General features: G+C 70.0%; 8 protein-coding genes. All 8 read right to left on the reverse strand.

The annotated features are described in order from the left end of the window. Positions 1–22: 22 nt before the first annotated feature. The 8 genes from ELQ94_RS00655 to ELQ94_RS00690 all read right to left on the reverse strand — a co-directional run bounded on the left by ELQ94_RS00655 (position 23) and on the right by ELQ94_RS00690 (position 11,988). The gene (locus tag ELQ94_RS00655; protein WP_127046170.1) at positions 23–586 is read right to left on the reverse strand and encodes a TetR/AcrR family transcriptional regulator; all 564 of its coding nucleotides are present in this window, start codon (positions 584–586) and stop codon (positions 23–25) included. Between the two features lie 172 nt (positions 587–758). Next, the gene (locus ELQ94_RS00660; protein ID WP_127046172.1) at positions 759–980 is read right to left on the reverse strand and encodes a three-helix bundle dimerization domain-containing protein; all 222 of its coding nucleotides are present in this window, start codon (positions 978–980) and stop codon (positions 759–761) included. A gap of 177 nt (positions 981–1,157) precedes the next feature. After that, complete coding sequence (locus tag ELQ94_RS00665; RefSeq protein ID WP_127046174.1) at positions 1,158–2,903, reverse strand: amylo-alpha-1,6-glucosidase; 1,746 nt, start codon at positions 2,901–2,903, stop codon at positions 1,158–1,160. A 76-nt stretch (positions 2,904–2,979) separates the two neighbouring features. After that, the gene (locus ELQ94_RS00670; protein WP_127046176.1) at positions 2,980–6,798 is read right to left on the reverse strand and encodes a LamG-like jellyroll fold domain-containing protein; all 3,819 of its coding nucleotides are present in this window, start codon (positions 6,796–6,798) and stop codon (positions 2,980–2,982) included. 55 nt (positions 6,799–6,853) lie between these two features. After that, positions 6,854–8,824: a glycoside hydrolase family 127 protein gene (locus ELQ94_RS00675; protein WP_127046178.1), complete on the reverse strand. Its 1,971-nt coding sequence runs from the start codon at positions 8,822–8,824 to the stop codon at positions 6,854–6,856. A 3-nt stretch (positions 8,825–8,827) separates the two neighbouring features. After that, on the reverse strand, positions 8,828–9,646 hold the full coding sequence (locus ELQ94_RS00680; RefSeq protein WP_127046180.1) for a carbohydrate ABC transporter permease: 819 nt from the start codon (positions 9,644–9,646) through the stop codon (positions 8,828–8,830). Beyond that, the gene (locus ELQ94_RS00685; RefSeq protein ID WP_127046182.1) at positions 9,643–10,614 is read right to left on the reverse strand and encodes a carbohydrate ABC transporter permease; all 972 of its coding nucleotides are present in this window, start codon (positions 10,612–10,614) and stop codon (positions 9,643–9,645) included. The genes ELQ94_RS00680 and ELQ94_RS00685 overlap by 4 nt, the downstream gene beginning before the upstream one ends. Before the next feature lie 114 nt (positions 10,615–10,728). Further along, positions 10,729–11,988 carry a sugar ABC transporter substrate-binding protein gene (locus ELQ94_RS00690; protein ID WP_127046184.1) on the reverse strand — a complete coding sequence of 420 codons (1,260 nt, stop codon included), beginning with the start codon at positions 11,986–11,988 and terminating at the stop codon, positions 10,729–10,731. Between the last annotated feature and the right edge of the window lie 15 nt (positions 11,989–12,003).

Below are 12,003 nucleotides of genomic sequence, written 5' to 3' on the forward strand. Positions count from 1 at the left end.
CCAGGTGCGCGCGCGACGTGCATCAGCCGGGGTGGGTGATGCCGTCCGAGAGGAGGGTGGCCCAGTGCGCGGGGATCTGCTCGATCCCCGCGGTGACGATGAGGTGACACAGCTGGCCGTATGCCATGAAGCGCTGCACGGCGGCGTCGCTCGCGCCGGAGCGGCTCTTGGCGAACGTGGTGACGCTCTCCAGGCCGGCGCGCAGGGCTGCTCCGATCTCGGGCACGTCGGCGACGGACTGTGCGTGGACCTGCAGCATCAGGAGGGCGCGGTCGGCGATGAGGTGGGCGTATGCGTCACCCATCGCGTCGAGGACGACATCCGGGTCCTGGCTCGACGCTGCGTCCGCCCCGCGCTCCAGCGCCTCGACGACGCGCGTCATGCACTCCTCGAGAGCGGCGACGAAGAGTCGCTCCTTCGTGGGGAAGAGCTTCGAGACGTACGCGGGTGAGATGCCGGAATCGCGGGCGACAACGGCGATGGTCGTGCCGTGGTACCCGCCGCGGGCGAACGCTGTCACGGCGCTCGCGGCCACGAGAGGCCGGCGTGCGTCCGCCGTGGAGAGGATCGAGCTGCGTGGAGACATATGAGTGACTGTACACTCACTCACCCCGTTCGTCCATGATCGGGACCATTTCGTCGACGATCCGGGAATTCGCCCGCACCGAGGCTGTCGACGTGTCAAAAGGGGTCGTGTCTCGAAGGACTCGGGGCGCTTCGACTGGCTCAGCGATTGTGCGGCTCAGCGAACGCGTGGCTCAGTGAGCGGTCGGCGTCACGGAATCGCGGAGGCGGCGGCGTGTGTTGCGCTCGACGAGCTCCGGGATGTAGCTGCGCACGGTGACGCTGCTCGTCCGCTCCAGCTCCTCGGCCACGATCCCGACGATGACGTCCTCATCGATCGCCGGGTGGCGTCGGGCCAGGAACTCGATCACGTAGACGAGCGCCTCGTACTCGTCTCGGGGCCGGAACTTCGACATGTCACCCCTCCTCCCGGCCGCACGCCGATCTGCCGGTACGACGATCGTCCCTCGCTGCGAGGACGCCCGCAAGGGGGATGACAGCACGCCATCATCCTCCGTGAGGTGTCGCAATCTGTTGTTTGGAAGGTGGCTGATGCAACAGATTCCGACACCTCACGAGAGGTGGAGGTGGGGTCAGGCGGAGCGGCGGGCCGTGCGGTCGCGGGCGAGGATCAGGTACACGCTCGCCGTCCACGTGTAGGCGCGGTCGCGGAGGCCTTCGCCGGTGACGGCGTCGAAGTTCTCGGCGAAGCCCGAGCGCTCGCAGAGCGCGAGGAAGCGGTCGGCCACCTGGTCCGCGAGCGCCGTCTCGTTCACGCTCCGTAGGCCCTGCTCGATCAGGAGGGTCGACGGCGCCCAGATCGGACCGCGCCAATAGCCGTCGCTCTCGTACTCCGGGCTGTCGACGGGTTCCGTCGCGAGGCCCCACTCGGTGAGGTGCTCGCGGATGCCATCGGTGAGCGCCCAGAGCTGCGAGAGCGGCAGCAGCGTTCCGCCGAGGACCGGCAGAAGCGTGAGGAGGCTGCGGGCCGAGCTGCGTTCACCCGTGAGCGCACCGACGGCGAAGAATCTGCCGCCGTCGCTCAGTCGCTCGAGGGCGGCTGAGACGATGCGGGTGCGGTGCTCCAGCCATGCGTCTGCGCCGTCGAGGCCGAGCTCGTCGGCGAGGTCCGCGAGCACGTCGAGCTGCACGGCGAGGAAGATCGCGAGGTCGGGGGACTCGATCACGCGGTCCCGATCGAACGTGGTGGCGTTGTCCCAGCCGCTGTCGTTGCCGTGCTGGTAGTGCGGGAGGTCGCTGCCGGGGGCTGTGCGGCGCTCGAGCCAGAAGCCGGTCCACGCGGCGAGCCGTCCGTAGGCCTCGACGAGTTCGGCACGGACGAGGGGGCGGGCGAGGCGTGACCGCAGTTCGCGGAACGCCCACCCGTGGATCGGCGGCTTCACGAAGTTGTACAGCACCTCGGACTGGGTGATCGAATCGGGCAGGGCGCCGCTCGACTCCTGGTGGTCGAACGGAGCGAGGAACTGATCGAGGGCGAGCTCGGGCAACCCCGGGGCGAGGGCGAGCGCGTTGAAGGCGTGGTCCCAGCTCCACACCTTGTCCATCCAGTGCTTCGACATGAGCACGGATTCGCGGCCGAGGAATCCGGAGGGCGACACCGTCGCCGACCAGAGCACGTAGGCGGCGAGCGTCGTCGCGGGCACCGAGTCGTCGCGCCACGGGGCGATCGCATCGACGAAGGCGGACAGATCTGCGGCGCTCCCCGCGACGATCTCGTCGAAGGACAGTGCGGAGGAAGCGGACGAGGCATACGGAGGGCGCGCGGTATCCAGCTCCTCGATCGCCACCTCCCAGCCGTCGTCCGCTGCATCGGCACCAGCCGAGACGGTGACCGAACGGTCGTGCGCGCCGAGCGCCCCGGCTCCCGTCGCGACGGCGGAGCCGCGCAGCGTCGTGATGCGGTACCGCCGCCCGGTCTCGTACGAGGTGAAGACGAGCGACCCGTCCATCGGATCGGTGAAGAGATAGGCGCCGCTGAACGGGGTGAGCCCGCCGGCGGCGTCCTCGAGCCGCAGCTCCACGTCGCGGCCCGAGAGGCGCACGACGTGATCGGGCGCGAAGGCCGCGCGCATCACGGGGTGCCCGTCCTCGAGCCAGGTGAGCACGGACGGATCCGCCGTCACCGTGGCGGCGACCGGATCGCCGCCGCGCGTGGGGATGAGCCGCAGGATCGCGTGCATGCCCGTGGTGTGGGACACGAGGTGGATGTCCTCCGCGCGCGTGTGCAGCGCGACCACTCGGGACAGGTTCAGCCACGAACCGCGGCGGCTGAAGGGGATGTCGTCGATGTCGAACGCGGGGAGGGAGGACGAGGACACGGGGACCTTTCGAAAAGGGGAAGGAACGGTCCGACGGTACCCGGCTGTGAGGGCCGGGTACCGCCGGACCGGGTTGTCACCGGTTGGCCGTGCGGTGTCGGCGCCGCAGGACGGCGAGTGCTCCCACGAGCAGGAGTGCGAGTGCCGTGAGGATCGCGCCGAGCGGGGACGAACCGGTCGCGGCCAGATCGTCGTCCGTCCCATCGGCGTCCGCGCCGCCGGAGCCGTTGCCGTCACCGGAACCGTTGTCGCCGTCGGACGGCGCTTCGGGGTCGCCCCCGCCGCCCGGCGTGCCGGGCGTCTCCGGCTCGGGCTCGGTCGGCGGCACGACCACGGAGTCGTCGATCGCCGCCGCGAGCGCGGAGACGCTGATGCGGTCGAGGATCGGTGCCGTGTCGGCGCGGAGCGGGATGCCGGGGAAGTTCTCCTGGGCGTACGTCACGCCGTCGAAGTTCGGCTGCTCCTCGGCCGAGAACCGGATCGTGTTCTCTCCCTCCTCCAGGTCGAACACCAGGGTGCGCTCCCAGAAGTTGTTCTCGTGGAACGTGGGCACGAACAGCACCCGCTCCGCGGCACCGCCGTTCACGCTGATGTCGGCGTGACGGGCCATCGGGTTCGGGTTGTAGTGCGTCGCGGGCACCTGCTCCGGGTTGGAGAAGCGCACGACGACCGCGTGCTTCCCCGCCGACGCGGCCTCGACCGTGAAGGTCGCGGCGTTGTCATTGCCCGGGTCGCCGCCGATGCCGTCGACGGCGAGGCCGCCCTCGGCCAGGCCGAGGTCGACGGGCGCCGCGGTGCCCGAGAGCTCCGCATCCTCCGCCTGGTACTCGGTGACGGCGAGCTTCTCCTGCGATGCGGCCACCCGCAGGAGGTCGATCTCGGCCTCTCCCGAGACGACGATCTTGTTGACGCCGCCCTCCAGATGCACGGCCACCTCGGTGGCTGCGTCGAGGTCGAGCACGGCCTCGTCGTTGACCGCGACGGTGCCGGTGCCGGAGCCGAGAACCTCGAGGGTGGCCTCCGCGTCTGCCGCGCCGTAGACCCAGAAGGTCGCGGACTGGTCGGCGGCGAGGTCGACGCCCGTGGCGGTGGGGGTGCCCGTGTGGTCGGCGTACTCCGCCTCGTAGTCCGTCACGGCGTCGTCGGGCGCGGAGCGCTCGAGGGTGATGCGGTCGATGAGCGCGTCACCCTGCGTGGTCCGCGATCCGTCGAGGCTCGTGGCCGCGAGCGTGATCGTGTGGCGACCTGCCTCCAGCTGCACGGTCGTGTCCGCGTGGTCCCAGACCACCCACTTGTAGGCGAGCGGCAGGAACAGCTCCTGCTCGGCCCCGCCGTCCACGGTCATGAAGACGTTCGTCGGACCGTTCTCCTCGATCGCCTCGTACGTGTTGAGGCTGTTCGCGAAGACGCTCAGATCGTACGCACCGGTCTCCGGCACGTCCACCGTGAAGGCGAGCTCGCCGTTCGAGCCCGTGCGCAGACCGCCCACGTTGTAGCCGCCGGACGTGTAGAACTTGCTCACGTCGTTCGGCGAACCCTCGGGGCCGTTCCGCGTGTAACCGGAACCGGTGTACGCGGCGTCCTCCGCCTCGAACGAGGCGTTCCATGCGGGGGTCGCTGCCGTCGCCTCGGCTCCGTCGCCCGGGCTGATGAGGATCTCGTAGGCGCTCGACTCGGTGAGGGCGGGCAGTCCGTCCGATCCGAAGTCGACCGTGAGGGCGCCGGAGGCGACGTCCACGACGCGGTCGGAGAGCACGATGGGCTGCTCGGAGTCGCCGAGCTGGCCCGTCCACGGGATCTCCCGCACCTGCACGCGAGCAGTGTCGCCGAAGACGTCGGACGGAATGTTCACGAGGTCCACGGGAGCGGCGCCGTCGGCCCCGCCGATGATCGTGCGCGAGATCTCCTTCTCCTCGTCGAGGGACGACACGCCCTGGAGTGTGTAGCTCTCGCCGGGCGACGGAGCGGTGAGCTCCACCGTGTGGCCCGACATCTGCGCGTAGGAGTTGTAGAGCCACCACTGACCGTTGGCGCGGTTCTGCTGCACCGCCGAGTCGGCGAGGTTGCCGTTGATGTTCCAGAACGCGATCATCGCGTCGATCTTCGTCTCCTCGATCGCCGAGATCCATTGGATCATCTGGCCGGGCACGGAGGTGTGGTAGTTGAAGGCGTACTCGTTGATGTTGATGGGCAGCTCGGTGCCTTCGAAGGACGTGCCCTCGAACGCCGTCGCCTCCCAGCCGCGATAGCGGTCGACCGAGGTCCGGATGGACGCGGGATCGCTCAGCTCGTGCCACGTGATGATGTCGGGGACCGTGTCGGCCTCGATGACGTGGTCGAGGTAGCCCTGCAGCTGCGAGTACAGGATGCTCGTGCCGGGGCCGGCGATGCGCATGTCGGGGAAGACCTCCTTGATGCGCTCGTACGTGCTGTCCCAGGCGGCGAAGTAGTCCGTCGGGTCCTCGAGCCAGGACGTGCCGTCGAGGCTCCACTCGCCGGTGCCGAACATGTTGCCCTCGGGCTCGTTGAACGGCTCGATCACGAGGTGCTCGCGCTGCTCCGCGGGGATCGTCTCGATCATCGCGAGCTGCTCGTCGAGCACCGCGCGGTAGTCGGCGAGCTTCTCCTCGGGGGTGTCGCCCGGCCACTGGTAGGGGAAACCGCGGTAGTAGTCGGTGATGCGGAGGTACACGTCGCCGCCGGTCGCGGTGAGCGTCGGGAGGATCTCGAGCGCGTCGGAGCCGGGGTGCTGGCCGCCGTCCTGCGCCTTCGTCGCGACGGTCCGCACGTCCATGCCCTCGACGAGGTTCGACGTGGGCATGCCGTCGCCGTACAGGCCGTAGAGCACGCCGGAGGCTCCGCCGTAGACGTCGCCGGTGTTCTCGGCCATGTCGATGCGGACCTCTCCGCGGTTGACGGTGACCTCGGCGGTCACGTCCACGTCGGCGGCGCGGCCGGCGACGGTGAAGACGCCCGACTGCGCGTAGGAGTCGGCCGGGACCTCGTCCCACGTGATCGGGACGTCGCGCTCGACGCCGTCGGAGTATGCGCCCCGCACGACCTCGGGCAGCACGGGGGCCTCGTTCACGCGCGTGCGCACCTCGAAGCTCGTCTCCGTGATCGACTCGAGCGTCGGGGCCTCGGCACCCGAGAGCTCGAGGACCTGTTCGGCTGTGAGCGCCGAGCGGAACACCTGGAAGTCGTCGATCGCGCCGTCGAAGGCGGGGTCGGGGTAGAAGGACTTGCCGATGAAGCCGCCGCCGGTCGCCGCGTCCGTCAGGAGCTCGCCGGCCGTGACGTCGGTCGCGACGCTCGAGACGGCGGCGCCGTCGATGTACGTGACGAGGCGGTCGCCGGCCGTGTCGAGGGTCACCGTGAGGTCGATCCACTCGCCCGTCTTGAGCGGCCCGCTGCCGGTGACGGTCTGCTCGTTCGAGCCTCCGCCGGCGCGCGTGATGGCGGTGCGCAGCTTCCCGTCACCGCTCGATGGCGAGGTGAAGAGGTAGCGCGAGTTGTCCGAGCCGAGGCCGAAGAGCCACTGCCACGAGGCTCCGCCGTCCCAGCGGACGCGCGTCGCGACCGTGAGGTCGGTCGCCCCGTCGAGGATGTCGCGGGGGAGCACGACGTGTCCGCCCGTGAGGTCGAGGGCCGTGCTCTCGTCGGAGTCGACCAGGGCGGTGCTGCCGCTGATCGTGCCGTCGAGGCCGTTGCCCGAGGAGTCCGGCACGGTCGTACCGGTGACGTCGTCCATGGAGTAGCGCAGATCGGGGGCGGGGACCGCCGCCGCTGCCGGACTGGCTGCTCCGCCGGCGACGATGCCCGCTCCGACCGCGACAGCGGTGGAGAAGGCGGCGACGCGTCGGCGGACGCCGGTGTGCGATGGTGCATCGCGCATGGTGTGAAACCTCTCTGTTTCATCGTTACGGCCCAGGGCCGGTGTGGTGCTGCGGCTACCGCCCGTCGGTGGCCGCCGTGGTGTTCCGCCCGTCCGCCGTCGGGATGAACACACGCATGGTCGCCGGGCCACGTTCGGCCCAGCGGTGGTAGGGGACGAGCGCGATGTCGAGATCGCTCGTGGGGGTGGGGGTCTCAGCGTTCGCGCCGTAGGGCAGTGCACCCGGTGCCCGCTCGCCGGAGGTGACGACGACGCCCGACACGGTCGCGCCGTCGATGGTCGCGACCGGAGCCGCGGTGGTGTCGACGGCGACGTCGTCGATCGTCACGCCGTCGGGGAGGTCCACCGATTCGAGGCACAGGACGAGGGGACCCCGCTCGACGGCGACGGTGCCGCGCACGGCGTCGACACGCGGGTCGGGGAACGTGAACCGGGGCGTGATGCGCAGGTCGAGCGTGATGACGTCGCCCGCGGTGAAGCGGCGTCGCACGTCGACCCAGCCGGGCTCGACGGGTCGGGCGTCCGAGTCGGGTTCGACGAGGTGCGCGTCGTTCGCCCAGGCGGGAACGCGTAGGCGCACCGTGGACTCGTGGGCCGGAGCGTCGAGGATCTCGATGCGGATGACACCGTCGTCCGGGTAGCGGGTCTGCACGTCGAGCAGCACGTCGCCGATGTGGACCCGACCGTCCGCGTACTGGAGGAGGACCGCGGTGTCGCCGTCGAGCGCGGCGACGTACGCGGGGAGCGAGGCGAGGGTGCGCGCGACGTTCGTCGGGCAGCACGACACCTCGAACCAGGGCGCGCGCGTGCCTCCCTCGGCGCGCGTGTTCACGCCATCGGTCGACTCGGCTCCCGCCTCCCGCTGGTGCAGCGGGTTGGCGTAGAAGAAGGAGCGACCGTCGGACGCCGGCGACGTCGCCACGACGTTGAAGAGGGTGCGCTCGATGAGGTCGACGTAGCGGACCTCCCCCGTCGCGAGGTACAGCCGCCAGGAGAACATGACGGAGCCCACACCCGCGCACGTCTCGCAGTAGCCGCGGTCGGCGGGCAGCTCGAAGTCCTCGCCGAAGCCCTCGTCCTGGTGGCGTGAGCCCATGCCGCCCGTGAGGTAGGTGCGGCGCTCCACGGTGTGGTCCCACTGCCGGCGGAGCGCCTCGAGGAGAGCGTCGTCGCCGCCGTCGACCGCGACGTCGACCGCGCCGGCGGACAGGTAGAGGGCGCGCACGGCGTGGCCGCGGAGCGCCTCGGCGTCCAACACGGGCGTGTCGTCCTGGAAGTACTCGGCCGACTGCAGCGGCGGCACCGGGAGGGAGCCGTGGCCGCGCCGGTCGACGAACAGGCGGGCCTGCTCGACGTAGCGCGGTTCGCCGAGGGCACGTCCGAACTCGGCGAGCCCCACCTCGATCTCGGGGTGCCCGCAGATGCCGTCGCGACCGTCCGCGCCGAACTCGCGGCACACGTGGTCGGCGGCCCGGCGGGCGACCTCCACGAGGGCGTCCTCGCCGCGGGTACGCACGCGAGCGACGGCGGCCTGAAGCAGGTGGCCCAGGTTGTAGAGCTCGTGCCCCATCCCGAGATCGCTGTACCGCTCGGGCAGCCCGGGGTGTCCGAACGCCGTGCCGAGGTAGCCGTCGTCGTCCTGGGCGGCGGCGACGCGCCCCACGACGGAGGCGAAGGTCGCCTCGAGCGCCGGGTCGTCGCGGCGTCCGAGCTCCCAGGCCATCGCCTCGAGGAGCTTGTAGATCTCGGAGTCGGAGAACTGCCAACCCGCCCGCTCGACGGTGGTCTCGCGGCGCGCCACCCGGTCGATGTTCTCGAGCCAGTCGAGCCGCTCGATCCAGTCGAGGCAGTGCGCGATCGTGGCCTCGCCGTTGACGAGCTGGCGTCGGCCCCAGAATCCGGTGGGGGAGAGCCGCACATCGTCGACCCCGGCGCCGCGGCGATCGGAGCGCGCCGGATCGACCGGGACGGCCGCGGACGCGGGCGTCGAGGGAGGCGTGCGTGTGAGGGGGGAGGTCGAGGTCACGGATCAGTCCTTCACAGCGCCGGCGGTGACACCGGCGGCGACGTATCGCTGGGCCACCACGAGGAGGATGGCCGCGGGGATGGAGGCCACCACGGCGGTCGCCATGATCGCGTTCCACTGGGTGGTGTTGTTGCCGATGTAGGCGTAGATGCCGAGGGTCACGGGCCGCAGCTCGCTGTTGCGGGCGAGCGTCGAGGCGAAGATGAAGTCGGACCACGCCCACAGGAAGGCGAAGAGCGAGACGGTGAGCACCGAGTTGCGGCTCATCGGCAGCACGATCGAGATGAACGTGCGCCAGGCGTTCGCGCCGTCGACCTTCGCGGCCTGCAGCAGCTCGCGCGGCAGCCCGCTCATGAAGGCGGTGAAGAGGAGCACGCCGAACGGGATCGCGATCGTCGAGTCCGCGAGGATGAGCCCCCACACGCTGTTGAGCAGGCCGAGGCGCACGTAGATGGCGTAGAAGCCCATCGCCATGACGACGGCGGGGATCATCTGGGCCACGAGCAGGATGAAATTGAGCGTGCGGCCGCCCCGCAGGTTGAGGAGCGCGATCGCGTACGCGGCCGGCGCCGCGATGACCACCGTGAGCACGACGCAGCCGAGCCCGATGAGCAGGCTCGTCCCGAGGTTCGGCAGCTGCTGGCGCATGACCGCCTCGAAGCCCTCGAACGTGGGGTTCACGGGGAAGATGTTCGGCGGGCTCAAGCGGAGGTCCTGTGTGCGCGTGAGCGACACGTTCACCATCCAGTAGACGGGGAAGAGCATGAGCGCGGTGAAGATCACGCCGAGGGCGAGCTTCCACCACGAGCGACGTGCGGTCATGAGGTCGCCTCCCGGCGCTGGATGCGGAGGTAGAAGAAGCCGAAGATCAGGGCGATCACGATGAGCAGGTTGCCGACGGCCGCAGCGGGGGAGAGGTCCGGCTGCCCCGTGCCGAAGGCCTCGCGGTACGACCAGATGGCGAGCGTCGTCGACGAGTTCGCCGGGCCTCCCGCCGTCATGATCCAGATGATGTCGACGACCTTGAGGGTGTACACGAGGCCGAGCAGCAGCGTGATGGCCGACACGGGCTTGAGCAGCGGGAACGTGATGCTCCAGAACTGCTTCCACGCTCCGGCTCCGTCGAGCGAGGCGGCCTCGTAGACGTCGATGGGGATGTTCTGCAGTCCCGAATAGAGGATCACGAGGTTGAAGGGGATGCCGAGCCAGATGTTCGCGATGATCACGGAGGTGAGCGCCGTCTCGGGCGAGGTCAGCCAGTTGATCTGCTCGCCGCCGAAGGCCACGATCACGGAGTTGACGATTCCGCTGTCGCTGTTGAGCATCCACGACCAGACGGAGGCCGAGACGATGAGGGGCAGCAACCACGGCACGAGGAAGAGCCCGCGCAGGAGCCCGGAGAGCGGGAAATTGTTGCGGAAGAACACGGCGAGGGCGAGCCCCAGCGCGTACTGGAAGACGAGGGAGAATGCGACGAACAGGGTCGTGTTGAGCAGCGCCTGCCCGAAGAGGGGGCTGCTGAGGACCGCGGCGTAGTTCTCGAAGCCGACGAATTCGGCGTTCCCCTGGACGAACGCGCGGATCGTGTAGTCGTGCACGCTGAGGTCGATGCTGCGGATGAGCGGGAACGCGTAGAACACGAGCAGGTAGGCGATGAGCGGCGCGGCGAAGGCGAAGGCGACCCACTTCGAGCCGAGGAGGCGCGAGGGCCTGCGCTTCCGCGGATCGGGCACGGTCACCGAGACGGTGTCGGTGCCCGGCGCCGGACGCCGTGTGAGTGAGGAGGTCATGATGCCTTCGGTCCTGTCGGGTCAGTCGATGGGGGCTGGCGCGCTCGAGCGGCGCCGGCCCGGGTGGGCCCGGGGCGGGAGCGGCGGCTCCCGCCCCGGGGGCCTGGTGGCGGGCTACTCGCCGCCGGTCTCGGCGGCCGCGGCCTCCTGGGCGGCGTCGAGCGCGGCCTGGGGGTCTTCGACTCCCGACAGCGCGCTCTGGACCGCGGTCCACAGCTGCTCGGAGATCACCGGGTAGTCGGTGCCGAGGTTGTCGCTCGTGCGGCCCTTGGCCGCCTGGACGGCCTCGACCCACGTGTCGAGGTCGGGGTTCTCCTCGAGGAGCGCCTCCTGGCCGTCGGCGGTCGGCGGGATGTAGTACGCGAACGTGTTCGCGGTCTCCACGAAGCCCTCCGGCGTCGTCATGCACTCGATGATCTGGACCGTGACGTCGTAGCGCTCGGTGTCCGACTGCACGGGCGCGATGATGAACTCACCGCCGGTAGGGGCCGGAGCCGCTCCGCCGTCCTTGGCCGGCAGCGTGATCACGCCGGTGGGGAAGTCGGCCTCCGCGGCGCTGTTGACCTGCCACGTGCCGTTCTCCGCGAAAGCGAACTCGCCGGTGAGGAATTCCTCCCAGACGGTGTTCTGCGAGTTCGTGATCACCGAGTTGGGGGCGTAGCCGGCATCGAGCCAGCCCTTCCACAGCTCGAGCGCCTCGACGGCCTCGGGGGAGTTCAACTCGCTGAGCTCGGCACCCGCGCCCCAGAACCACGGGAGGAACTGGAAGGAGCCCTCCTCGGTGTTGAGGGCCGAGAACGTGATGCCGTTCTTGCCCGTACCGCTGATGGCGGCGAGGGCGGCGTCCATGCTCTCCCAGTCGGTGATCGACGCGGGATCGACGCCGGCCTCGGTGAGGATGTCCTCGTTGTAGTAGAGCGCGAGGGTGTTCGCGCCCACGGGGATGCCGTAGGTCTCGCCGTCGAGCTCGCCGGCGGCGAGGAGGTTCTCGTCCACGGCGGACACGTCGAGGCCGAGTTCGTCGACCGTCGAGACCATGCCGGTCTCAGCGAGGGTCGAGACGGCCGGGTTGTCGAGCAGGATCACGTCGGGGGAGTTGTTCTCCTGCGCGGCGAGGAGCGCCTGGTTGGTGAGCGCCGTGGTGTCGTAGGCGGTGCGCTCGATCGTCACGCCCGCGTCGTCGCCGCACGCCTGCACGCGGTTGGCCCAGTCGGAGCCCTCCTCGTGCTGGGGGTACGGGTCCCACCAGGTGTAGGTGCCGGACGCGGCGTCTCCGTCGCCTCCGTCGCTTCCGCTCGAGCAACCGGCGAGAGCTCCGACGGCGAGGGCCGTCGTGGCGAGTGCCAGTGGCACATGCAGCTTCTTTGCAATCATGTGTTTCTCCTTCGT

This window comes from Labedella endophytica, from assembly GCF_003990045.1.
Taxonomy (GTDB): Bacteria; Actinomycetota; Actinomycetes; order Actinomycetales; family Microbacteriaceae; genus Labedella; species Labedella endophytica.